Raw genomic sequence first — 25,921 nt, forward strand, 5'->3', positions numbered from 1 at the left:
TTCCAACAAGACATAGAAAATGAAAAACTAAAAAACGATGTACTCCGCGCTGAACAAGATTTCCTGAGGGCTCAGATCAATCCGCATCTGCTCTTCAATACCTTAAGCTTTATCAAATATGCCGCAAAAAAAAATCCGCAGGAGGCAGATCAGGCGGTAATGAGATTATCCGGCATCATGAGCTTTGCGCTCGACAGCAATACACCAACCATTAAGCTAACGAAAGAACTGGAGCAGGTAGAAAACATAATCGAGCTCAACCAACTTCGGTTCAACCACAAACTGAACGTCAGGTACTCCACTGAACTGGAAGACAATCAGGTAAACATTATCCCTATTGTGCTGCTCACCCTGGTAGAAAATATTTTTAAACATGGAAATCTTTCAGATGAATCCTGTCCTGCAGAAATCTGTGTAAAGTCTGCAAGTGACCATATTATTTTACACACAAGCAATCTGCCAAATCGAAATAGCAATGCCGTAATCAACAATAAAGGACTTTTGAACATCAGAATGAGGCTCGATCAAACCTATAAAAATCAGTATGAATTTATCCATGGTATGACAGATAATTTATTCAAAGTATACATAAAAATTAAAATACAAAATAATTAAACTCATCTTCCTAATTCATATCTTTAGTATTAATATATTAACATTAAAATTGATTCTGGAAAATGAAGTTAACCCTCTCGGCATTTAGCATTTGCCGCACACCAGTATTTTCAATCCTTGAACAGCCCGGCAATGTATGGGATAAATTAAAAGAGTATATTCATGAATCTTCACCTGACTTTTTTGAGCTGATCAAAGATTATGAATATGCCGATCTGACTGCCGCAGATCCGAAGATCAGGTTTACGGTATGGAAATATTTCAACCGGGCAAAGTTCAGAGCTACACCCTACGGCAATTTTGCAGCCTTTTCCATTGTGCCACTGCTCAGGGAAGCTCAGTCAGATCATATCAGCCTTTCTCAACAAACAATTGTGCACCGCTTTCCCAACTGGCAGGAAAAGGAACGTGTCAACTTCGATCCTAAATACCTAAGTAAGCACGCAGCATTCGTCAGGACCAATACCTCAGGATATCTGTGCGGTCAGGAATTACGCTATGTAAATATTGAAAAGGGTATGTTTGAGCTTTCGGCAATAGCTATTTCCACAACTATAGCGGAGACACTTAAATTTTGCCGAACGCAGCGCACACTTGCAGAAGTCCGTAATTTTTTGCGCAAAGACCAGCGTATAGGTCATGCACTCAGCAGTTACTTTATTGAACAGCTGATAGGTACCCAGTTACTGCTGACTGATTTCCAGCCAAATATCACAGGCACAGATTATTTTATCAGGCTCGGTTATACATTTGAAGAAAAGAAGAATGATTATATTATTGCTGAAAGAAAGAGATCTTCCGGTCATCTGTCTCAAAAAAACCTGCAGATCATTCCGGAAATGATCAACTTTTTAAATCAACACCTACCCCTTGAGGAAAACAAGTCACTGAGTGATTTTAAAGCGAAATTCAGTAAAAGGTTTGATCAGAAAAAAGTTCCCCTGATGGTTGCAATGGACCCTGAAATAGGTATTGGCTACAGGTCGCTTACACAAAACAAGGAAGAGGACGATTTGATCCACGATCTTAAAATATACAGGCAGCAAGCGCAATCAACCGTAAATAACATCAATTATACCCCACTGCATCAGTTTCTGCTAAATGAAATGCTGCTGCAGAAAACGATACAATTGGAAGAGTTGAAAGATTTGGGCCATGCTGATCAGGCCCAGATCCCCAATACGCTGAGTGCGGTAATCGAGTACAGCAGCGAAAACCTGATCATCAGACAGCTCGGCGGATGTACAGCAAATTCCTTATTGGGCAGGTTTTCGATGGCGAATGATGAGATTACTTTAGCAGGCAACAGGTTCGCCCAGCTGGAAGCAGAGGCAAATCCAGATGTGTTATTTTTTGATATTGCTTATCAGCTGGAGAAGAATGCTGATAATATCAATCGCCGCAGAGGTATTTATGCCGCTGAAGTACCCATTTTAAGCTGGTCAGAAAGTGGTCAGATCATCGATCTTGATGACATATTGCTGAGCGTTGTGCATGATGAACTGGTCCTTCATTCTGCAAAGTATAATAAGCGCATTGTTCCGAAGCTGGCTTCGGCCTACAATTACACACGCTCAGATCTTTCAGTCTACAGGTTCCTGTCGGATCTCCAGCATCAGCACCTGCGTTCTGATCTGAATGTAAATCTGACAGCCATGTTTCCGGGCCTTGCACATTATCAAAGGTTACAGTATAAACATGCAGTTTTATCCCCCGAAAAATGGCTGATACCGGATCATATCTGCAGCGGAAAAGACAGGGAACAAAATTTTGCTGCCCTACTTCAATGGTTAAAGGAAATTGACCTCACCAAGCCTTTTAAATGTGGTTTCTCCGATCAGACATTGATTTTTGATCCGGGCATAAAGGAAGACATGACCTGCTTTCTGCTTTTTTGTAAAAACAGAAAGGCCCTCTATATTGAAGAGACATTTATCACTGATGCAGCCCTGATCAAAGATGACAGGCAACAGCCTTACCTATCTGAATTTATCGTCAGTATACAGCACCATCAGCAGATCTATTTCCCCTGTACAATTCATCAGAAAGAACATCTGCCGAATATCAAAAGTGCGTTTCTTCCTGGTGAAGAATGGCTTTATTTTGAGATCTACTGCCATCCCTCAAACAGTGATGCATTATTGATGCTCATTGCCGGGGATTACCTGCGTCCCCTTAAAAAGAAACTAAAAAGCTGGTTCTTTATCCGCTACGGTGAGCCCTATTATCATATCAGGTTAAGACTCAAACCTGCACGCAATGAGGATATTGCGGAACTTGTTTCCAGACTATCTCATCTGCTGGCACCTCATTTCAAATCAGGAATTATCACGGACCTCCAGCTGAGAACTTACCACAGGGAAACAGAACGGTACGGACCGGAAAGAATGGAACTCGTGGAAAAATGCTTCAATAATAACAGTAACCTGATCTTATACCTGATCAGCAAAGCAGGCATAATCAACCATTACTATTATCAATCGATAGTTCTGTTAGAACAGGTAATGTATTTAGCTGCATTCAGTACGCAGCAGCAGCTGAATTATGCGGAAAGGACCGCGGCCCAGTTTGCTGCTGAAATGGTTATTCCTTCTGAAGGTTCCAGAAAAATCAACCTGGGATATAAAACTTTTCTGGCAGACACAGAGCACAGCTGCCTGACAAAGACAAATCAGAAAAAGATCGCAGATACATGCAGGTATTTTTTGATTGTCCTGGAGAAATGCAATGATACAGAAAAGGAAAAAATGTTATTTGATCTTTTTCATATGCACACAAACAGGCTTTTTAGCACGGATCAGCGCCTGCACGAAATGATTATGTATTATTATCTCACAAAAAAAATAAAAACCAGATTAGGGCGACTGCAGCAAAGTGTCAAATGAGATTAGTTGAGTGGCAAGTAGCTGTATTTCATAAAATTAATTCGCAAAAGATTCCTGACTTTCAACAAAATTACTATTTTTACATAAGTGGTAACATTGCAGTTTTAGTTACGAGCTCATTACTGCCAGCAAAAGATGATTTATGAAACCTTCAATCAAAAATTATTTTAATGCTCCATCTTTACTGATGACAAGCCTGCAAGCTATCGAGCATTTTCAATCTGCGCACAAGCTGTATCTCAAGACAGACAATGAAGAGTCAAGAAAGTCGATGGCAAAAGCGCTTCAGGCAGTAAAATTACTGCAGGTAGAATTATCTGTTCCTGATGAAACTGCAGACAGGATCAGGGTTGCATTCCTAAATCAGGTCACGGTACTTGAAGAAAAGATCGAGGCAATCCATCTGGATGACCTTTTCCCGGACCTTTACCGCGACAGTGAAACCCCCTTCAGGTTGCTGACGGATATCCTGGACAGTTTTAAAATCTCCCTGCTTTCAAAAGGAGAAGCGCATCCGTATATCGAACTTTCCAGCAGCAGCAATGAATGGAAAGATCATGGAGTGGTTGCCTTTTGCAGGGATGTAAAGAATAACCTTAAGGAAAGTAAGTTCAACAGCCTCTGGGATGCGCTTCAGACTTATCAGAAAAACAAAACACAGCTCAGTTATACTTTTGAGATCCTGTCCATGACCGGGAATTTAGGGAAGCACCAGTAATACGGCGTCAGCTTTTGCTATTTCAGAAAAATCAATAAAATCAATACATATTTTCCTATCTTCGCCAAACTGTCTCCGTAGTTCAATGGATAGAATTTTGGTTTCCGGTACCAACGATGGGGGTTCGAATCCCTTCGGGGACACATATGCTTACAAGTGCCTTTAGATGATATTTAAAGGCACTTTGTTTATCACTGAATTTAGTTTAACACTTTTCTTAGATACGCGCTCTCATGCAACCCGGATTATCACTCAAATTGAAATTGTTTATAGCAATCTCAGTCCTGCTGAATATTGCCTACATTTATAAACTATCAAAAGATTATTACATCACCTATAAAAAAAGAATTGCTTCAGAGCATGTCACATATCTCTACAACAGGCAGACTATTTACAAAGTGCTTCCGATCAATAAAAATGATATTGTGTTCATAGGCGACAGCCATACGCAGAAGTTTGATGTTGCTGAGTTTTTCAACAAAACAAATATTAAAAACAGGGGCATCGACGGAGATGTAACCGAGGGAGTTTTACTCAGGCTGAGTGATATCACGAAAGGCCATCCGGCTAAAATATTTCTTCAGATTGGTATTAATGATATTTTTCAGCGAAACGATCTTATCAAAGCTATACCAAACTACAAACGGATTGTCAGGAGGATACTGGAGGATAGTCCTGAGACAAAAATATATGTGGAGAGCATTTTGCCGAGTAAGTTCGCCAATCCTGACACCGTCATACGGTACAACAGGGCGATCAAACAGATCAGCCGCGACAATGGCTTAACGTATATAGATCTTTACGACAAGTTCAATTCTTCCGGAAGTTTAAAACCGATTTATGATTGTGGTGATTTAATCCACCTCAATGGCAATGGATATGTGTTATGGTCCGGTATATTGAAACCGTATTTATAAGACCCGGGTTACGACTATCAAATATTGTTGAAAAACTCCAGCAATAAACGGCCTGTAAAGATCAGTACCAGGGAAATATAAATAACGAACCCATAATCCGGATGTTTTCCATCTGAGGATCTTTTATGCAGGTACATTTTCTTCATTTAACCGGCAACTGATAAATAATAGTTCATTAAATCGGTCAGATCTTCGGCCTGAGGCTGCTGACTTGCCTTAGCTATAGCTTTGATATGCTCAGTGATGATTTCTTCATTACGCTGATCAGTATCACTGCGTTTTTCGGCCGTTTTGTTACAAGTGTAGAAGGGATAATGGTTTTGATGCTGGTTGAATAATGTTTTCATAGCTAATTGTTTTTATTTGATGATACAAATATAGCGGGGATCCGCAGCTGGCAGATTGCAATAATCGAAGCATTAATTACAAAATTCAAACAGAATAAATTTTTCGGGAAACAAGGCAAAAACCCCTTCCGCCTCAAAACATCACCTATTTTGTTAAATATCGACCAGAACATCTTATTCCTTAAACAAAAACAGAACTAACAATAGATTTCTTATTTTGATAGCATCTCATTTTACATTAGGTTTGGGTTAAATAATGAAAACCCAACGCCCTTGAGAGCTTTTTTTATCGCCATAGTTTTACTTAGCAGTATAGGGGCTGATGCCCAATCGAAAAATGCTCCAACAGGCACTGATATTTTTGCCCCTGCCGATTCCCTGATCAGGTTAAAACAATTTGACCAGGCAACAGTCCGGGTGAGGGCGATTCTGGCAAAAGCAAAGGCTGCTCAGCAAAAAAAAAATATGGCCAAAGCATATGCTTTGATGGGGAACATCTTCCTTATGCAGCGAAACCCTGATAAAGCGCTGGAAAATTACTTCCTGAGCCTTAACCTTTATGAGGTCAATAAAGATACAATAGAGCTGAGCAAGTTGTACACCAATATTGGAACATTGTATTCCATGCTGAAAGAACTGCCAAAGGCACGAGTATATTATCTGAAAGCACTGTCCTCAAATAAGCATGAAAATGTAGAGAGATTGAAAACACTGACCAATCTGGCAGGTGTATATGCAGAGCTGAGAGAAAAAAAAATCGCTTTCAACACATTTAATCAGGGAATTAGCCTGGCAGTAAAACTAAATAACCTGCCGCTTGAAGCGGTCCTGCGTACCAACCTGAGCAATTTTTTTATTGAAGAAAAGGACTGGAACAATGCCATTATCAATGCCCGGAACAGCCTGGCTTTACGCAACAAGCTACAACAACCGCTATCGGTCATTACCCTGAATAATCTGGGATATGCACTCGTTCAGACCGGGCAGTTTAAAGAAGGAATAAGCTGTTATACCGCCGCGCTTAACACCGCTAATCCACAGGAGAAGAAACAACTCTATTACAACTTATATCAGGCGCACAAATCTTTGGGTAAGCTGCCGGAATCCTTAAAGTACCTGGAGCAGTATAATAGTGTGAAAGATGCTATTTCAAAGCTGAACTATGAACAGAAAGTCGCTGAGATCACAGCAGCTTACGAATCGTTAAAGAAGCAGAACCGTATAAATAACCTGGAAAAACAGAATATTCTGCAGAAAAAACAGCTCAGACAACAGTTGTTTCTGATTGTCGCAGTTATCCTGATTACACTGTTGGTTTCCGTTTTAATCTACATGCGCTTTAAGAATTACAAAATAAAGGCAGCCTTAGAAAAATCACAGATCAAACGACAGTTATTGCTGCTGCAGCTGAACCCTCATTTCATCTTTAACGCATTGCAAAGCGTTCAGCGCTTTATTTATTTGAAAGACCAGGAACAATCGATGCAGTATTTAAACAGTTTCAGCAAGCTGATCAGGCTGACACTGGAAAACTCCGACAAAGACCTTATTCCGCTGGATGAAGAGATTGAAATACTTGACAACTACCTTCGCCTTCAAAGCCTCAACCATAGTCCGGCTTTCTCTTACCAGATCAACGTTAGCCCGGCCATTGAAACTGAAAATATAGAGATACCAGTGATGCTCCTGCAGCCCTTTGTAGAAAATGCAGTAATACATGGCATCAGGGAACAAAAAGAGGGTAAAATAAAAATCGACATCAGTCAGGAAACAGATGGCCTGCATATTTGTATAATAGATAATGGACAGGGAACAAATATAGCAGCAAGCCAGACAAACAACAAGATGCACCGTTCTATGGGTATGGATATCCTGAGCCAGCGAATACAGGAGTTTAACCGGGAAAACAAAAGTTATATCAAGTTAACCGTAAGCAATCAGCAGGATGTGAACTATCAGGGCACAGCAATACACCTGCAATTAGCAATCTAACAAATGAACAATCCAATCGCCTTCTCAAATATTTCATGTCTGCTGCTTGAAGATGACCAGCAATGGCTGGCTATAATGGAAGAAACTTTAGAGCAGCATTTCCCTCAATTGGCCATCTACTCCTGTACCAATATCACAGAGGCCAACCTCTCCTATTCAAAACATAAACCCGAATTACTGATCCTGGACATCAACCTCCCTGATGGCATTTCTTTTGAATGGCTGATGGAACTGCAGAAAGAGAAAAAAGATCAGTTCAGAGTAATTTTCACCACTGCTTTTGCTGCTTATGCTTTACAGGCATTTAAATTCAGTGCGATGGATTTTCTGTTGAAACCTTATTTGCCTCAAGAACTGACAGCGGCAGCAGACAAGGCATTAAAAAGCTTAAATGACAAGAACTATCAGCAGCAACTGGAAACCTTTATCCATAACTATACCCATCAGGACCAAAAGAAAATTGTGCTAAAGACGCTGGACGAGATTTTTATCATTCCCATCGGAGATATCCTCACCGTTGAAGCAGATAATAGTTACAGCAGATTCCTGCTAAAGGGCGGACAAAGTATCCTGGTATCGCAGTCACTTAAAGAATTTGACAGCCAGCTAAGTCCTTCGGGATTCATGCGTGTACATCAGTCACACCTGGTAAACTTAAAACATATCTCCGGATATAAGAAAAAGACAAATATGCTCCTTCTGGAAGGAGAGCTGCAAATCCCTGTTTCCCAACAGAAAAAGACTAAAGTGATGGACTACCTGAATAGTTTATAGGCTGGATAGTATCAAATTCAAAGCAGATAGAGGCAAATTCAAAACGGTTATGGCTCAGCCTGTTTTCCTAAGCAGCGGGTCTGTAAATTTGATTGATATACATCTATCAGTCAGAACATGAAGAACAAATTTATTATAGCAGCTATTTTAATATTTACAGCAGGTATCAGCCAGGCCCAGGCGCAGTTATTCAAAAAACTTCAGCAGAAGCTTGAAGATCAGGTGGACAAAAGAGTTGACGGAGTGATAAATGGTAAAAAAGGCTCAAAAAGCACGGCTGATGGAAAGTCTGGCAAGCCAATGCCAAAACTGGAAGAGGTCTACTCCTTTGTTCCGGGAAGTACTGTCTACTTTGCTGATAACTTTGCCTCAGATAAAGCTGGCCGGATGCCCAAAAAGTGGAAAACAAGTGGCGGAGGCAGTATTGTTACCGTTCCGGATGTACCCGGCAAATGGCTGGCACTGGCTCCGCGTACAACATACAGAATAGATAGTATCCTTGCGATGCCGGGGAATTTCACTGTGGAGTTTGATATTCTGACCAGAAGTACAGAGGCAAAGGATATGGGACCACTAATTTTCGGATTTGCCAGAGATAATTCCGGCCGGGCGTATATGAATGATGCCTATAACGACAACGCGATCGTAGGAACGCAGCTGCATTTCTGGAACGAAGCGGTAAACAATGCCAGCAGCGACACTCAAATTAACACCAACCTTGATTTCCCGCTAAGTAATTTTGCAAATACGACCATTCATATCTCTATGTCGATAGAGGGGCAGGATATGAGGATATATTTGAACAGGGTCAAATTATTGGATACCCGGATGTTTAAAGCTCATACCCTCAAATACTTTTTTCTTAGTGGCCCTTATAGTTATGAAGCAGAGGCAATGGCATATTTCGGCAACTTTGTAGTGTCAAAACTTTGATGTTGCTGGCAGGCAGGTAAATAACAAGGATTGCCGCACTGCACAAGCTATGAAAAGGTGAATTGATGTTAATTCACCTTTTTTATTTTTTCAATTTTCCCCGGAAAGGCAGATTCCCCTTCGAGGTTGACAATCTTCAAATCTGTCACACCGTGGCTCTCCACCAAGTGGCCAAAATAATCAGGGCGGTGATTACCCCATACTACGGCGCTGTTCCTGATTGTGATGTGATTTGCCTGGTCAAAATAGAATGCTGAAGTAAGACCTTTTAACAAGCCCTCCACATTGCTGGGCCGGCGGTCATAGCTGCCTCCGGTTATACCCGTCGTTTTATCTATAGTAAGATCCACCTGATCAAACACAATTCCTGAAACTTTATCCGCAGTAGAGCCCCCGACATATACACCGTTCTCACTTACACCCCGGATATTACTGAAATAAATATTTGTAACTGCGCCTACCCGGCCTTCAGTTTCGCCTTTAGGAAAGCGCCAGCCGGCATCTTTATTATTGCCCTTTGCACGGGGGTAAGCAGTCACATAAATCGGCTCTGCCTTGCCCCACCAAACATCAGAAAATAAATGAGAATCTACAATGATATTGGAGAAGATCACATCTGATACCGTTCCTTCATCGCGGTTCTGGATGCCTATCCCCCTGTTGCTTTTTTTGATGATACAATTGTTGATCAGTACATGACTGATGCTGTCCATGTTTTCGGAACCTATTTTTATTGCGCAGGAGCGTGATGTCATGGTACAATTGCTCACTACAATGTTCTGGCAGGGGCCGAATTCTTCATATTCCCTGCGGTTTTTCAGACAAATACAATCGTCACCGGATTCGATATAGCAGTTGCTGATCCGTACATTCTTGCTATGGTCCAGATCAATGCCATCGCTGTTTCTCACTTTCAGATTATTTAAAAGTGTGATATTATCTATGGCCACGTCATTACAGCCAATAAGGTGTACCGTCCAGTATGCGGAATTACGGATTGTCAGATCCCGGATACGGATATTCCTGCCTCCCACGACAGTGAGCAGATGAGGACGCGGATCAATCACATTGAAAGGCTTTAGCACAAAAGAATCTTCCAGTTCCGCCCCCATAAAAGATACCCCATTGCCATCCAGGGTACCTGCACCGCAAATCGTAACATTGATCAGGTTTTCCCCTCCTATCCAGATGGTACCCTCCCCTTTATTTTCGCGGAAAGCACTTTTCCTGTAAACCTGTTCATCAGGATTGGCAATAACAGTGGCGTTAACCTCTACTATAAACTCAATATTCGATTTTAGGTTGAATGGCCCTGCCATAAAAACCTTGCCTGCCGGCACAATTACTTTGCCTCCGCCGGATTTTGAGCAGGCATCAATGGCTTTCTGGATCGCAATGGCATTGTCAGTTTTTCCGTTTCCAACAGCACCGTAGTCAGTGATGTAAAAATCTTCTTTCGGCTTAGCCTGGAGTGGGTTTAAACCAGTAAGCAAAATCATTAAAAACAGACACGCAGTAATTTTTGAGATCATATCAGCTGTATAGTAAGGAGGGCTAAACTATAAATTATAAAATAAACAGCCCATTTTTATTTACGAAAACGGTTTCGATTAGCCATATCTAAGCCCTGGGGCGCGAAATTAAAAATAATTAAGGACAGGAAGTAGAATCTCTTTTGATAAGTGTCGACTTCAATGTGAGCCACTCATTAGGCTCAAAGTGTTTTTTATCCAGGATCTTAAACAGGATGGCCGCAGCTTCCTTTCCCATTTGGAGAGCGGGCTGGGTAATGGTAGTTAAGGATGGATTCAGCAGGGGGGCAGTGTTCAGGTTGGAGAAACTGATAATCTTTAAATCCCCGGGAATATTGATATCTAATTCCTTGCATACGTAATAACAGGGCAAAGCAAGATCTTCAATCGATGAGATCACGGCATCCGGCTGCTCTGTCAGCATCAGTTGTTTTATATTTTGATAGTTGAGCTCAGCATCCTTATCATAATTGACAGTAAGGGCATCCCTGTAAACCAGCTGATTTGCCTCCAGCGCATCCCGGTATCCAGCCATACGCTGTTTACCTGCATTAAGGTTATTCAGGGCATACAGGTAGGCGATTTTTTTACATCCGCATTCCACCAGATAACTGGTAGCATTGTAAGCACTTTCATAATCATCTGTAGTGATTTTAGCAGCATCAATATCCTCATAAACGCGGTCGAAAAAAACAGTCGGTATTTCCTTTACGAGCGTGGCAAAATGATCATGGTTATTGTTATCACTGGAGACGGAGATCAATATACCATCTACCCTTCCGCTGAGCAAACTCTCTGTAAAGGCAGTCTCCAGTTCAGTATTTTCGTGGGTCTGATAGATGAGCACGTGGTAACCACGCTGCCGGGCAACCTCTTCAATACCGTTGATAGCCTGTGAAAAAAAATTGTTCGCAATCTCAGGAATGATCACTGCTATGGTTTTTGTTTTATGACTTCGGAGATTACTGGCGGATGGGTTACGGTTATACTTTAACATTTTAGCGAGGTCCCAGACTTTCTGTTTGGTCTCGATGCTGATTTCATAACTGTCATTAAGAGCCTTGGAAACAGTGCTGATTGAAATGTTTAATTCCTTAGCCAGGGTCTTAATAGTAATCGTCTCCTTCATTTACTCAAAATTTTAGATATCATTCAATCAGCAATATAGCAATCCACTCAAACGTTTTCGTAAATAAAATTCGAAGAAAACAAAATAATATACTTTTTATTCACAGTTTTGGTAAATAAACCAGCTAATTGGTTTCCGTTATCCAAATATAACAGACTTTAAAATCAAATGTATGAACAAACTTAGACCCAAACTATCTGGGATTAAAGGGTATTGCAGCATCCTCTGCTTAACATTACTTTTTTCCTTCAGTTATTCTTATGCACAAACCCTCAACGTAAAGGGTGTTGTAAAAGATTCACAGGGCGTAACTATCCCTTCTGTCACCATCGTTATCAAAGGCACTACCAAAGGGACAACGTCCGACATGAACGGAGCTTACACCATTGCTGCTGCCAAGGGCAGTACTTTAGTATTCCGCTTTGTGGGTTATGAAGCGAAAGAAGTTGTGGTAGCAGACCAAAGCACCATCAACGTAACCCTGGCCGATGTCAGCAATAAGCTGAACGACGTAGTCGTGGTGGGTTACGGAACAACAACCAAGAAAGAACTGACGAGTGCTATTACTACGGTTAAAGCTGAACAGTTTAATGCCGGTGTGGTTTCTACACCTGCAGAATTGCTTGAAGGTAAAGTTGCCGGTTTAAACATTACTGGTGATGGTAATCCAAACTCAACGCCATCTGTTACACTCCGTGGCCCATCATCACTTCGTGGTGGCGATGCTTCTGTTCCATTCTATATTATTGACGGTGTTCCAGGTGCAGATTTTAAATTGCTTGCTCCATCGGACATCGCTTCAATTGATGTATTGAAAGATGCATCTGCGGCTGCGATTTATGGTACAAGAGCCACCAATGGAGTAATTATCGTGACTACTAAAAAAGGAAGATCGGGCCAGTTGAGGCTCACTTACGATGCTTATGGCTCTGTAAAATCAGTAGCGAATCAGTTTGAAGTAGCAACTGCTGCCCAGCAACGTGCTTATGTACAGGCTAACGGATTATCTTTTACTCCTGCGAATGACAATGGTGGCAATACCGACTGGCAAAAGGCTGTACAGCGTGATGCTGCCTATGCACAAAACCACAACCTATCTTTCGGGGGCGGTACCGATAAAACAATTTTTGGCGGTAGCGTCAATTACCTGAGCGATCAGGGTATAGTAAAAGGAAGTGACTTGAAAAGGTTTATCGGCCGCTTAAACTTATCTCAGAAAGCATTAAATGACAAATTAAAACTGGATTTTTCCCTGAGTAATTCTGTAACGAACTCTAATCTCATCGTAGACGATATTCCTCTGGCTACTGCTGACGGAAAAAATCCGGGATTGTTTAAATCTGTGGTACAATATCTTCCTACACGTCAGATTTACAATGCAAACGGAAGCCTGTACAACGATCCAACCCTGCAACTGGGTTATAATCCTGTGGGACTGATCAGCAATGATACCTACAAACAAAAAGTAAACTTATTACTGGCGAACACAAGGGCAGAACTGCAGTTGCCTTTTGGTATTGTATACAACCTGAATATTGCCTACCAGTCGAGGAAAACGGATAACAGCACTTATTACAGCCAGGTATCCGAACTAGCGCCCAATCTTGGCGGAAAAGCAATCCGCTCGACCTATGAGGACACTAAGAAATTAATGGAGCACTACTTAACTTATGACCATAAATTTGGTGACAAACACGATTTAAAAGCGCTTGTTGGTTATTCATATGATGAAACCAATTCGGGAGACGGATTTCAGTCTGTAGCACAAAATTTCCCTGGCGACGCAACCGGGTCAAACAATCTTGGCCTGGGTTACCAGACCGGAAACCGTGCCGATTTCGGTACAGTCAGAGAAGAAACGCTGAAACTGATCTCATTTTACGGACGTGTAAATTACAGCTACCTGGGTAAATATATCCTGCAGGCATCCCTTCGCCGTGATGGTTCAAATGCTTTTGGTACCAATAACCAATGGGGATATTTCCCTGCAGGTTCTGCAGCATGGAGGATCATTGATGAAGATTTCATGAAATCCCAAACTATATTTGACGACCTTAAAGTTCGTGTGGGTTATGGTAAAACAGGAAATGCACTGGGCTTCTCATCCTATACTCCTCTAACGCTGTATGATACAAAAGGTAGTTTTTATACCGGAGGCAGTTATGTTGGTGCGGTGGGTGTTTCGCAGAATCCAAATCCTGACCTGAAATGGGAAAGTACTGCAACAACCAATGCGGGTATCGATTTCTCCCTGCTGAAAGGAAGATTAGGTGGTTCATTTGATATATATAACAAGAAAACCACGGATATGATTTATCCGAGACCTGTTTCCCTGATCAACAATTATGTAAATAATACTGTTTCCAATGTAGGCTCGATGAGCAACAAAGGTGTGGAAATCAGTCTGAACGGTACGCCGGTTAAAACTGAAGATTTTACCTGGGGCGTTTACGGTAATATCTCATTCAATAAAAACAAGATTACTTCCCTTGGCGAGAACATTTCCAAAATTTATACAGGCGGTCCTGAAGGACCGGGACAAAGCGGAATCAGGGTATCTATCATTGAAGCAGGATATCCACTGGGAGAATTTTACACACTTAAATACCTAGGTGTAGTGAACGGGGTATCTACTTTTATGGGTGCTAACGGACAGCCTACTACGACTCCAAAAAGTACTGATCAGACTTATGCAGGAAATGCACAACCTAAATACATCTTTGGATTTGGCAATGATTTCAGCTACAAAAAATGGAGCCTGAACTTCTTCTTCCGCGGTCAGGGTGGCAACAAGATTATGAATGCTTCACTGGCGAGTTTCAATACTCCGGCACAGGCTTCAACACATGGTATACCTACACTTACACTGTCTGAACCAGTTACGGATATTAATGCCAACCTTTACTCCACAAAATATCTGGAGAAAGGAGATTTCATCAGATTGAGCAATGCTACACTGGCATATAAGTTTAAAATTGCCGGAAATTACGTGCACAATCTGCGTGTATATGTTACCGGAACCAACCTGCTTACTATCACAAAATACAGAGGCGTAGATCCGGAATTGAGCTTAAACGTAAACAACCAGCAAAGCGGACAGTTCATTGGTGTGGACAGCAACAACTTCTATCCAAGAACCCGCAGTTTCCTTGCCGGCCTGCAATTAGATTTATAATCACCCTCAAAAAAGAATCAACATGAATTACTTTAGAAAATATATAAAATCGAACCTGCTGGTTTTACTCGCAGCAGCCACTTACCTCACCGGTTGTACAAAGCTTGATTCAGTACCTGGCTCCGCATTAACCCCTGAAAACTTTCCAACCACCGCCGCACAATTCGTACAGGCTACAGGACCAATCTATACTTCGTTTTACGGAGGGCCCGGTCGCCCATTCTGGTTTGTACAAAACCTGAGTACCGACGAAAATGTACTTGTAGCGCGCGGCGGAAACTGGTACGACGGTGCAACATATGCCCAACTGTTTCTTCACACCTATAATGCTGATAATGGAAACATTGCATCCACCTGGTCATGGGGATTTGGAACAATCGGACAGTGCAACCAGGTCCTGAGCATATTTGCTACTGCACCTGACAGTCCTGCGAAGACACAAACGCTGGCCGAGGTAAAAACTATGCGCGCCATGTGTTATTTTTATATGATGGACCTGTTTGGCAATGTGCCACTCACTACCGTTTTTGCTGATCCGACTGCAGACCTGAGTACCAAAAGCCGCGCCCAGATCTTTACCTTTATCGAGACAGAACTGCTTGCACAAATCCCTAATCTAAGCGGAACAAATAGCATTGCAACCTATGGCAGGCCAACAAAAGGCCTTGCATATGCTATACTTGCAAAAATGTACCTCAATTCACAATACTATACAGGTACGGCAAGATGGCAGGATGCGGTAACAATGTGTGACAACGTGATTACCAGTGCTCAGTACGAACTGTCACCTGACTACCTTGCGATGTTTAAACCAAGCAATGGGCCATCAGTAAAGGATTTCATTTATGCAATTCCATATGACGGACTAAATGCACTGGGTATGACTTATGCCCGTTTTACCATGCACCCAAGCCTGCAGACCAAATACAAAATGCCATATACTCCGGCAGGGCCGATGTATACCTTGCCATCCTTTATTGCCTTATACACTGACGCCAATGACGTTAGGAAAAAGACATACCTTATAGGAAAGCAATTCAACAATGATGGCACCCCAATCCTTGTGAGTACAACTAACAAAGGCTTGAGTGACGCTTATACCGGCAGTGCACCCTCAGCAGCGGTGCAGCACCAGCTGGAATTTACTCCAGATATTATTTTCAGGAATGTGGCCACATTTGACGTTGGTAATGATGAACTTGCCAATGAAGAAGGTGCGCGCAGTATTAAATTCTATCCTGACAGTTTGAGTCCGGTGCGCGACCAGGGAAATGATGTGCCGATGTTCAGATATGCCGATGTGCTTTTAGAAAAAGCTGAGGCGATCCTGAGAGGTGCAAACGCTACACAGGGACAAACAGCTTTATCACTCGTTAATCTTGTCCGTGCCCGCGCTAAGGCTGCCCCACTGACTTCAGTAACACTTGCCGATATCCTCGACGAGCGCGGCAGGGAGTTCCCAATGGAAGGATGGCGCAGAAATGACCTGATCCGTTATGGCTTGTACGAAAGAACATATAGTATTAAAACTGATACGGATCCAAATAAACGACTCTTCCCCGTACCGCGCGCAGAACTCGCACTGAACCCTAAGCTTGTGCAAAATCCGGGATATTAGTTATAGGCAATCTTATAAGGAATCATCATATTTGTTTTAATCATTAACCTGAATGATCACAGCTACCTGAAATGTATCAGGTAGCTGTTTATCAAAATTTACATGAACCATTTATCAGTCTTCGATTACGTTGTTTTCTTAATCTATTTCATTATCGTATCCGGTTATGGATACTGGGTATACTGGAATAAGAAAAAAACAGGTACCAGCACAAAGGATTACTTCCTGGCCGAAGGCTCGTTAACATGGTGGGCAATAGGTGCCTCCATCATCGCCTCCAACATTTCCGCAGAACACTTTATCGGCATGTCTGGTTCCGGCTTTGCCATGGGCCTCGCCATTGCCAGTTATGAATGGATGGCGGCAGCTACGCTGATCATTGTAGCCGTATTTTTTCTGCCCATCTACCTTAAGAATAAAATCTATACCATGCCCCAGTTTTTATCGGGCAGGTACAACAATACAGTAAGTACATTAATGGCCGTTTTCTGGCTGCTGGTATACGTTTTCGTAAATCTAACTTCTATTTTTTTCCTGGGTGCAGTAGCCATTGAAACCATCACAGGCATCCCATTTAACACCTGCATTATCGCTCTGGCGATATTTTCGGCGCTGATCACACTCGGCGGCATGAAGGTGATTGGTTATACCGACGTGATTCAGGTATTTGTTCTGGTAGCGGGCGGACTGGTTACGTGTTATATGGCCCTTAACATGGTTTCTGATAAATTCAGCATCAGTACCGTTTTGGGCGCACTCCCAGTATTGCGGGCAGAAGCCGGCGACCATTTCCATATGATCTTTCATAAAGGGGATAAATTCTACAGCGAACTGCCGGGCATTGCGGTGCTTGTAGGCGGATTATGGATCAATAACCTTAATTACTGGGGTTGTAACCAGTATATCGTACAAAGGGCGCTGGGAGCTGATCTCAAGACAGGCCGCAGTGGTTTATTGTTTGCTGCTTTTCTGAAAATGCTGATTCCCGTGATTGTTGTTATTCCGGGGATCTGTGCCTATGTTCTTTATAAACATGGTTATTTCCATCAGGAAATGATGGATAACGGTGTAGTCAAACCTGATCACGCCTATCCTGTACTGATGAACCTGTTACCTGCAGGATTAAAAGGACTGGCCTTTGCTGCACTGACCGCAGCAATCGTAGCTTCACTTGCAGGAAAATGTAATAGTATAGCCACAATCTTTACCCTCGATATCTACAAGAAGTTTATCAATGAAGGGGCATCAGAAAAGAAGATGGTGAATGTAGGCCGATGGTCTGTAGTAATAGCATCACTTATTGCGATTGTTATAGCCCCTGCACTGCGCAGTTTCGACCAGGTGTACCAATTTATACAGGAATATGTAGGTTTTATCTCCCCCGGGGTATTTGCTATTTTCCTGCTGGGTTTTTTCTGGAAAAGGACAACATCAAAAGCAGCACTTACTGCTGCTTTGCTTACCATTCCATTATCAACACTGTTTAAATTCCTGCCTGAAATCACAAAGGGGGCAATTGAGGCCATTCCATTTCTCAACCGGATGTCCTGGGTATTCTGCATAATTATTGCGGTAATGATCATCATTACACTGACCGATCCAAAGAGTAAAAATAATCCTCAGGGATTAGAGATAGATACGAAAATGTTTAAAGTTAGTCCATCATTTATGGTGGCCTCGGTAATAATCTGCGGCATACTTGCAGCGTTATATACCGTGTTTTGGTAAGTAAATAATTAAATTATCACAATAAAACTAAAGCGTATGAAAGAGTTAAGCAAACAGGAGATCTCTCCATTGGCTAGCCTCGATGAATGGGAAGATGATGTGCTGATGAGATATCCTGAACCAGGTACTCCGGCAAAAGCCAAAGATGAATTCAGAAATTATGACAGCCCTGAGATTGAACCGGTAAGGGAATTCTATAGGCTGAACCACAAATACCAGACTTACGGCAATGTGCTGGCAAAAAAAGCAAATTTCCTGAAATTTGATAAAATGGAAATGCCATGGTGGTCGGCCATGGAATACCTGAACACGCTGATCGATGATTCAGACCCTGACATTTCGCTGGACCAGTTACAGCACTTGCTGCAAACGGCCGAAGCCATCCGCGCCGACGGTCATCCAGACTGGTTTGTATTGACCGGGTTTATACACGACCTGGGTAAGGTACTCTGTTTATTTGGGGAGCCTCAATGGAATGTTGTTGGTGATTCGTTCCCTGTGGGCTGTAAGTTCTCTGACAAGATCGTTTATCCGGAGTTCTTTGCAGACAATCCGGACAGTACCGATGAGCGTTATAATACAAAATATGGTGTTTATACCCATCAGTGCGGTTTAGACAATGTGCATATGTCCTGGGGCCATGACGAATACCTGTACCATATCACTAAGGATTATCTTCCTGAAGAAGCACTGTATATGATCAGGTACCACTCATTCTACTCACAGCACAGAGAACACCAGTATGACCACCTGCTGAATGCGCATGATCAGGAAATGTTCAAATGGGTAGATAAGTTCAATCCATATGATTTGTATTCCAAGAGCCCTAAACCACCGGTAGTATCAGAATTAAGGCCATATTATGAAGATCTGATCGCTAAGTATTTACCGGCAACAGTTAAACTTTAATATGTACAGTTTTCAAATTACCAGCCAGTCGTATTCATTCATTCGTCTCTTCCGAAGCAATACGACTGGCTAATTTCTTTACCTACTTTTTTCTGCCTGTTTTTATCTTCAACCAAGATCCCCCTTCTGTAGTTCCTAAAACTTTAACTTTCTGCGGTTGAGATTTTTTAACATCACATTTTGACAATAAAATGTCGCAATTATACGGCGATATGTGTTTTAGGGCAATTGCCGGATTTGTAAATTTGACTATTAATAATAATCTGCGATGGTTGCTTTTAATAATCATATCTATCCACCCGGCCCGGATATTCCAGTGGAACTGGATGCAGGCGATGATACTATTGATCAGATCACAAAGCTGTTCCGCCAGTTTGGAAATATTTACAAAGTATACTCTGAAAGGAGAAAATCTTATACCTATGTGATAAACGATCCTGAAATGATCAAACATGTCTTGATCACAAATAACAGGAACTACACTAAAGGCGTAGGTATCGATCGTGTAAAAATCCTCCTTGGCAATGGAATTATGGGCAGTGAGGGCGAATACTGGAAAAAGCAGAGAAGAATGGTTCAGCCGGCTTTTCACAGGAAGGTGACCGAGAGGCTTTCCAGATCTATTGTTACAGCCAACCAGAAAATGGCCGCAGAATGGGGGGTGATGGCAAAGCAAGGTGAGGCTATTAACCTGACTGCAGAACTGAGCAGGTTAACTTTAAACATAGTGCTGCAGTCACTGTTCTCCACCGACCTCAATTTAATTGAAAAACAGCATCGGATGCATCCTTTTATGCTGCTCACGGAAGAACATGCACGCGATTTAAATTTTGCATTAAAATTCAGGTCGCTGGCATCCGAAATCCGAAATATAATGCAGCGAAGAGCACAGGATGGCCGTACTGAAGATGATTTTTTATCTATGCTAATGACTGCGCGCGACCCTGAAACGGGGGAAGGCATGTCTGATAAAGAAATTATCGATGAGCTATTGACCCTGATCGTAGCTGGTCATGAAACTACAGCAAGTGCCCTGAACTGGGCCTGGTACCTGCTTGCAACCCATCCACAGGTTTATCAGCAAATGAAACTAGAGATACAGGCGCTAAACGGTATGCCTCCTGGTTTCGGGCAGCTTCAACAGCTAGGTTTCGTCAAGCAGGTGATCGATGAAACCATGAGGATGTATCCGCCAGGATGGCTGCTCACCAGAAAATCCATAACCGATGATCAAATTGGCCGCTACCATGTCCCTGCAAAAACAGACATATTCATCTCTCCTTTTCTGATGCACCGCCATCCTGATTACTGGGAAAACCCGGAACAGTTTATGCCGGATCGGTTTAGCTACCCTCAGAAAGACAGAGGCCGCTTTGAATATTTCCCCTTTGGGGGAGGACCCAGACAGTGCATCGGGGATTACTTTGCACAGGTAGAAATGCAATTGCATCTGGCTATCATCACACAGAAATATGACCTGCAGGTAGTGGTACCTGAGCAAATAACCATGGAAGCCCGGATCAACCTGCGCAACCCGAATCCTTTATATACCTTTCTATCGCTAAGAAAATGAACTACCCTTCTACATTGATACAGACACTGAACAATCTTCAGCATTCATCCTCTTCCATAAATTATATCCGCGGAGAGCAGGAGAGCTACAGCACTTCATATGCTGAACTGCGCGAACGTGCACTTGGCCTTTTACACCATTTCCAGCAATCGGGCTTAACAAAAGGCGATCATATCGTACTGATCACTCAAAATAACACGGCTTTTGTGGAAGCATTCTGGGCTACTGTACTGGGGGCAGCGGTAGCTGTTCCTGTGTCATTCGGCATTTCTAATGAGCACCGCTGGAAATTATTCAGGATCCTCAGCCAGCTTAACCAACCATGGATCGTTATCGACCAGGCAAATGTTGTACGTCTTGAAAAATTTGCAGAAAATAATGATTTGCATGAAGAGTGGTCACAGCTTAAGGACCGTCTTTTTATAGTGGAAAAGATTCCTAACTTCAAGGAAAGAGGAACAATAGCACAGGTTGAACCCGAAGAAACTGCTTTGATCCAATTCTCGTCGGGTACCACAAGCGACCCTAAGGGTATAGTGCTTTCGCATAAAAACCTGGTCACTAATATTGCAGGGATTGGTGAGGGGATGAAGATCAGCAATGCTGATACAACTTTTAGCTGGATGCCGCTGACTCATGATATGGGCCTGATAGGGTTTCACCTCACCCCACTGTTTTTTGATATTGACCAGTATATCATGCCCACGGAGATCTTTATTCGCAGACCCTTGTTATGGCTGGAAAAGATCAGCCGGAAGATCACTGTTACCTGCTCTCCCAACTTTGGGTATCAGCACTGCCTCAATGCATGGAAAACTTCATCCGGGGAGAACATCGATTTATCAGCCATCAGGCTGATCTTTAATGGAGCTGAGCCAATTTCTGTTAACCTGACCGAACAGTTTCTGAAAACTTTTGAGCCCTATGGTTTGAAACCAACAACCATGTTTACCGTATACGGACTTGCCGAGGCCAGCCTGGCTGTTGCCTTCCCTGAAGCAGGCAAGCTTTTCAAAACTGTAAGCCTGGGCCGCAGCCACCTTAAAGCAGGAATGGAAGTGGTTGCAGATCAATCCGGGATTGCCTTTGTCGTGGAGGGAAAGGCTGTGAAAGGCTGCAAGATCCGTATTACAGCAACGGAGGGTACGCTCCTGCCGGCGAATACGATAGGAAGGATAGAAATCAGAGGCGACAATGTTACCAGCGGTTATCTTAACCTTCCTGAAATCAATATGCAGATGATCCGGGATGGTTGGCTCAATACGGGTGACCTGGGATTCCTGGATGCTGACCAGAACCTGGTTGTTACCGGCAGGGAAAAAGATATAATTTTTGTAAACTCCCAGAATTATTATCCACATGATATTGAAATGATTGTTGAAGACAGTTTATCTATTGACAAAGGGAAAATTGCAGCCTGCGGTGTCCGGAAACCAGGGGATATTCAGGACCAGGTCATCCTGTTCGTTATCCACAAAGGTCCTCTGGAAGGATTTGTGCCACAAATCCCTGCCTTAAAACGCACTGTTAATGAGCAGGCCGGATTGGAAGTGGCAGAAGTGATTCCCCTGTCTAAAATTCCAAAAACCACCAGCGGGAAAATACAACGCTATTTACTGGGTTCGCAATACCTGGATGGAGAATTTGACGGAATGCTTGACCAGATCCGCCAATATAGCTACCTTATAATGCCAAACAAAGGCCCTGCACTGGAGGGAACGGTAGAACAAGTACTCACAAACATATGTACAGAGCTGATACCTGAAAAGAAGATTGGCCCGGACGACAATATCTTTGAAGCTGGCACAACCTCTCTTTTACTTGCCAGTATTTACCAGCGGATTGACGAAGCCTACCCTGGTAAACTTGAGCTGACAGATTTTTTTGATTACCCCACGCTCAATGAGCTTGCTGCTTTTATACGGAGTAAGGCATAATGCTGCTATTCATAAGCGCCCCGCTGGTATTTCCACCGGCGGTGGCTCCATAGCCAACCAGCGGGATTGGCCCTGATTAGCTTCTCTGCATGCCTCACATAGGCAGGCAGGATTTGCCGGTTATCATAACTATATGGCGGTTGTGCGATTTCCTCCAGCTTGACCTCATAATATCCCCTTCTTACTTTATGAACCGCCATAAATACCACCGGCAGTTTGGTCATTTTTGGAAGAGATTCCGTACCCATAAAAAAAGCGGTTTCCTGATTGAGGAAAGTAGTCCAGTACTTTTGCTGGTTGTCCTTTGAGGGCATTTGATCCGCCACCAGGCCGATGATGCGCTGTTCCCTGATCCGCTTTGCAACCAAAGGGAGTGTGTCGTCTTTTGGAATAGGATTACCTCCGAATCTGGACCGGATTTTCAGCACAAATTCTTCAACCTTTTTATTACTGATGGGCATATAGACAGCATCTACCGGCACTTTAAATTTTATGCTCCCTGCAAGCAGCATCCATTCCCAGTTAAACTGATGTGTAGCCATCGTAATCACTGATTTACCCTCCTTCAGATAACGTTCAAGCACGGTGGTATTCACAAACCTGACCCTTTTATCCAATTCTTCGGCAGTCATTTCAGATGCTCTTAGTGTTTCCACCAGCCAGTCAGACATGTTCAGATAAAACTGCTTTATCAGCTGCCTGACTTCCGCTTCAGTTTTTTCCGGAAATGAAAGCTTTAAATTGCTATAAATCACCTTGTACCTATACCTGATTACATGATAGGCGAGAAAAGCTACGCAATTGGAAATTACATACAAGATTGATAAAGGCAATTTTGCCATTCTCCGTAACAAAAACATATCATATCAAAATTAACAGCTGTAAAATTATTGCCCGTTTACCTGATATCAAAAATTATTGCGCACAGGAGACCAACTATTACATTAATAGGTATAATCTGGAAAAGAAAATCACATTATGATGAGAAAATGAAAGTTTACTGATGATAGTTTTACTTCTGTCTAATCCATTTCTGAATCATCGAAGCAATAGTTTCTTCTACAAAAGGTTTGGTCACCACATCATCCATTCCCGCATCATAACATCTTTTTTTATCGCTGCTCAGACAACTGGCAGTAACGGCAATAATAGGAATATGACCCTCCTGTTCCAATGCCCTTATTCTGGTAGTGGCTTCATAACCGTTCATATCAGGCATCTGTATATCCATTAAAATCAGGTCAGGCAGGCTTGCAGCGCATGAGTTGAGGGCTTCGCGGCCATTAAAGGCTTCAATCAATCTGGCGTTGGGCACAATTCTTTTGATGACAGTTTTGGTAAGCAGCATGTTCACGGGATTATCTTCTGCAACCAGAATGGTCAGTGCTTCTGAGTATATACCCCTGGTTATATATGCAGGCAGCCCTGGTTTCTGTATTGCATGTTCATCTCCGGCTTCAGCTTTAAAAGCGATATCGAAATAAAAGAGGCTGCCCTCACCTGCTGTACTTTTCAGCAGCAGGCGACTGCCCATTAATCCCAAAAGCTTATTGGAGATAGTCAGTCCCAGCCCCGTCCCCCCATATTTTTTGGTGACTGAACCATCTTCCTGTGAGAAGGCTTCAAAGATCTTGGCCCTTTTATCTTCACCGATCCCTATTCCCGTATCGCGGACGCCAAATCTGAAGGTTGACATGCCGGCATTGACGGTCATCAGTTCTATCTTCAATTCTATTTCTCCTGTTTCAGTAAACTTGGAAGCATTCCCAAGCAGATTGATCAGCACCTGTTTTAAACGGATGGCATCGGCCCATATAAATCTTGGCATATCAGCGGCAATATTCATCCGCATAGTCAGTCCTTTTTGTTTGATGGTATGGGAAATAATATCAGTCGCATCCGCAGTCAACTGATAAATATCACACTTTTCGATATGGAGATCCATCTTTCGTGCTTCTATTTTTGCAAAATCGAGGATATCATTGATAATGGTTAAAAGAGAATCGGCCGACTGGTTAACGATAGCAAGATATTGCTGCTGCCGCTCATTTAGACTGGTTTTCAGAACCAGGTCAGTAAAGCCGATAATACCGTTTAAAGGTGTTCTGATTTCATGGCTCACGTTGGCCAGGAATTCTGATTTGGCCAGGTTTGCCTGTTCTGCCTGCTCTTTTGCAAACCGCAGTTTTTCTTCACTGGCGGCCAGCTCTTCTTCTCTTAACTTATCTGCTGTGACGTCTCTTCCAATCGAAAAAAAGCGGCCTGTCAGAGGTTCTGGGGTAATTGTCCACTGGACGTACCTGTAGTCGCCTGCCTGAGTTCTGGTACGATAGGTATGCTGCACAGGATTTACTCCGCTTACCAGCTTTTCCAGCTCCTGCCGGATACTTATTGTATCTGTGGGATGAACCAGGTCATACGCGGATGTATGCAGCAAAGAGCTGTTATCCCATCCCAGAATCTTTTTAAATGCTGGATTAATCTTTCTGAATGATCCGTCAGCATCTGTAATACAGATGAGGTCGTCGGACAGTTGAAATATCTTCTCAAAGTATCTCAGTTCTTCTTTCTGACTGCGCTCTGTTATCAGTACCATAATCTCTTCTGCAAGCAGTTTCAGTGATTTCTTCTGCCTTTCCGTAAGTGATTTTGGCTTATAGTCTATTACTGCTAACGAACCCAGTGCATAACCTTTGAGATCAATCAGCGGGTAGCCTGCGTAGAAACGGATATTAGGGTCTTCCAGAACCAGTTCATTATTGCTGAAACGCGCATCAGAACTTGCGTCACTTACTTCCAAAAGCACATTATCCATGATTGTATACTGGCAAAAGGATAAGTCTCTGTAGGTTTCCCTGTTTGTTAAACCCATGATAGACTTGAACCACTGCCTTTTTTCATCAATAAACGAGATAAGCGCAACAGGTGTATCGCAAACCAGCGAGGCCAATTCGGTAATACGGTCAAATTCGTTTTCATTTATTGAATCTAATATGGCGTAGTTATGCAGGGCACTCAGACGCTCCTTCTCATTTTCAGGTATAGGAATCTTAATCAATTTCTTATTGGAGAGCTTGTATATAAGCTAATACAAAATGAAGTTAGATAAAGTGCCGCAAATACATTCCGTTCAATTCGT

General features: G+C 42.6%; 19 protein-coding genes and 1 tRNA gene. 14 read left to right on the plus strand and 6 right to left on the minus strand.

The window, feature by feature from the left end:
* From ABWY16_RS01505 to ABWY16_RS01525, 5 genes are all read left to right on the plus strand, one after another.
* On the plus strand, positions 1 to 615 hold a 615-nt coding region (locus ABWY16_RS01505; protein WP_353902882.1), incomplete at its 5' end, for a sensor histidine kinase.
* A gap of 62 nt (positions 616 to 677) precedes the next feature.
* The gene (locus ABWY16_RS01510) at positions 678 to 3,500 is read left to right on the plus strand and encodes a lantibiotic dehydratase (RefSeq protein WP_353902883.1); all 2,823 of its coding nucleotides are present in this window, start codon (positions 678 to 680) and stop codon (positions 3,498 to 3,500) included.
* A gap of 142 nt (positions 3,501 to 3,642) precedes the next feature.
* Positions 3,643 to 4,218, plus strand: coding sequence for a hypothetical protein (locus ABWY16_RS01515; protein ID WP_353902884.1), 576 nt, complete (start codon positions 3,643 to 3,645; stop codon positions 4,216 to 4,218).
* 71 nt (positions 4,219 to 4,289) lie between these two features.
* A tRNA-Arg gene (locus ABWY16_RS01520) sits at positions 4,290 to 4,361 on the plus strand.
* Between the two features lie 114 nt (positions 4,362 to 4,475).
* The gene (locus ABWY16_RS01525; RefSeq protein ID WP_353902885.1) at positions 4,476 to 5,135 is read left to right on the plus strand and encodes a GDSL-type esterase/lipase family protein; all 660 of its coding nucleotides are present in this window, start codon (positions 4,476 to 4,478) and stop codon (positions 5,133 to 5,135) included.
* 17 nt (positions 5,136 to 5,152) lie between these two features.
* Here the strand turns inward: ABWY16_RS01525 and ABWY16_RS01530 are convergent, their stop codons facing one another.
* Both ABWY16_RS01530 and ABWY16_RS01535 read right to left on the minus strand, forming a co-directional pair.
* The gene (locus tag ABWY16_RS01530; RefSeq protein WP_353902886.1) at positions 5,153 to 5,281 is read right to left on the minus strand and encodes a hypothetical protein; all 129 of its coding nucleotides are present in this window, start codon (positions 5,279 to 5,281) and stop codon (positions 5,153 to 5,155) included.
* Positions 5,282 to 5,482: a hypothetical protein gene (locus ABWY16_RS01535; protein WP_353902887.1), complete on the minus strand. Its 201-nt coding sequence runs from the start codon at positions 5,480 to 5,482 to the stop codon at positions 5,282 to 5,284. It abuts the gene before it with no gap.
* 273 nt (positions 5,483 to 5,755) lie between these two features.
* Here ABWY16_RS01535 and ABWY16_RS01540 point away from each other — a divergent pair, with 273 nt between their 5' ends.
* The 3 genes from ABWY16_RS01540 (at position 5,756) to ABWY16_RS01550 (ending at position 9,181) form a co-directional block, all read left to right on the plus strand.
* Positions 5,756 to 7,474: a tetratricopeptide repeat-containing sensor histidine kinase gene (locus ABWY16_RS01540; RefSeq protein ID WP_353902888.1), complete on the plus strand. Its 1,719-nt coding sequence runs from the start codon at positions 5,756 to 5,758 to the stop codon at positions 7,472 to 7,474.
* Between the two features lie 3 nt (positions 7,475 to 7,477).
* Positions 7,478 to 8,248 (plus strand): LytR/AlgR family response regulator transcription factor, encoded by a 771-nt coding sequence (locus tag ABWY16_RS01545; RefSeq protein ID WP_353902889.1) that lies wholly within the window; start codon positions 7,478 to 7,480, stop codon positions 8,246 to 8,248.
* 117 nt (positions 8,249 to 8,365) lie between these two features.
* A complete protein-coding gene (locus ABWY16_RS01550; RefSeq protein ID WP_353902890.1) occupies positions 8,366 to 9,181 on the plus strand; it encodes a hypothetical protein in 816 nt (271 codons plus the stop codon).
* Between the two features lie 68 nt (positions 9,182 to 9,249).
* Here the strand turns inward: ABWY16_RS01550 and ABWY16_RS01555 are convergent, their stop codons facing one another.
* Both ABWY16_RS01555 and ABWY16_RS01560 read right to left on the minus strand, forming a co-directional pair.
* Positions 9,250 to 10,713, minus strand: a complete 1,464-nt coding sequence (locus tag ABWY16_RS01555) for a glycoside hydrolase family 28 protein (protein ID WP_353902891.1) — start codon at positions 10,711 to 10,713, stop codon at positions 9,250 to 9,252.
* Between the two features lie 118 nt (positions 10,714 to 10,831).
* Positions 10,832 to 11,842: a LacI family DNA-binding transcriptional regulator gene (locus tag ABWY16_RS01560; protein WP_353902892.1), complete on the minus strand. Its 1,011-nt coding sequence runs from the start codon at positions 11,840 to 11,842 to the stop codon at positions 10,832 to 10,834.
* A 172-nt stretch (positions 11,843 to 12,014) separates the two neighbouring features.
* On the opposite strand from ABWY16_RS01560, the gene ABWY16_RS01565 reads away from it, so the two are divergent.
* The 6 genes from ABWY16_RS01565 (at position 12,015) to ABWY16_RS01590 (ending at position 22,782) form a co-directional block, all read left to right on the plus strand.
* Positions 12,015 to 15,017, plus strand: coding sequence for a SusC/RagA family TonB-linked outer membrane protein (locus tag ABWY16_RS01565; protein WP_353902893.1), 3,003 nt, complete (start codon positions 12,015 to 12,017; stop codon positions 15,015 to 15,017).
* 22 nt (positions 15,018 to 15,039) lie between these two features.
* Positions 15,040 to 16,635: a RagB/SusD family nutrient uptake outer membrane protein gene (locus ABWY16_RS01570; RefSeq protein WP_353902894.1), complete on the plus strand. Its 1,596-nt coding sequence runs from the start codon at positions 15,040 to 15,042 to the stop codon at positions 16,633 to 16,635.
* A gap of 102 nt (positions 16,636 to 16,737) precedes the next feature.
* Positions 16,738 to 18,363 (plus strand): sodium/sugar symporter, encoded by a 1,626-nt coding sequence (locus ABWY16_RS01575; protein WP_353902895.1) that lies wholly within the window; start codon positions 16,738 to 16,740, stop codon positions 18,361 to 18,363.
* Between the two features lie 36 nt (positions 18,364 to 18,399).
* Positions 18,400 to 19,272 carry an inositol oxygenase family protein gene (locus ABWY16_RS01580; RefSeq protein WP_353902896.1) on the plus strand — a complete coding sequence of 291 codons (873 nt, stop codon included), beginning with the start codon at positions 18,400 to 18,402 and terminating at the stop codon, positions 19,270 to 19,272.
* A 268-nt stretch (positions 19,273 to 19,540) separates the two neighbouring features.
* Positions 19,541 to 20,845, plus strand: coding sequence for a cytochrome P450 (locus ABWY16_RS01585; protein WP_353902897.1), 1,305 nt, complete (start codon positions 19,541 to 19,543; stop codon positions 20,843 to 20,845).
* Positions 20,842 to 22,782 (plus strand): non-ribosomal peptide synthetase, encoded by a 1,941-nt coding sequence (locus tag ABWY16_RS01590; protein WP_353902898.1) that lies wholly within the window; start codon positions 20,842 to 20,844, stop codon positions 22,780 to 22,782. The genes ABWY16_RS01585 and ABWY16_RS01590 overlap by 4 nt, the downstream gene beginning before the upstream one ends.
* Before the next feature lie 5 nt (positions 22,783 to 22,787).
* Here ABWY16_RS01590 and ABWY16_RS01595 read toward each other — a convergent pair whose 3' ends face one another.
* Together ABWY16_RS01595 and ABWY16_RS01600 are read right to left on the minus strand one after the other, a co-directional pair.
* Complete coding sequence (locus ABWY16_RS01595) at positions 22,788 to 23,642, minus strand: lysophospholipid acyltransferase family protein (RefSeq protein WP_353902899.1); 855 nt, start codon at positions 23,640 to 23,642, stop codon at positions 22,788 to 22,790.
* Positions 23,643 to 23,794: 152 nt separating this feature from the next.
* Positions 23,795 to 25,840 (minus strand): histidine kinase dimerization/phospho-acceptor domain-containing protein, encoded by a 2,046-nt coding sequence (locus tag ABWY16_RS01600; protein WP_353902900.1) that lies wholly within the window; start codon positions 25,838 to 25,840, stop codon positions 23,795 to 23,797.
* Positions 25,841 to 25,921 lie beyond the last annotated feature (81 nt).

This window comes from Pedobacter sp., assembly GCF_040513095.1.
Taxonomy (GTDB): domain Bacteria; phylum Bacteroidota; class Bacteroidia; order Sphingobacteriales; family Sphingobacteriaceae; genus Pedobacter.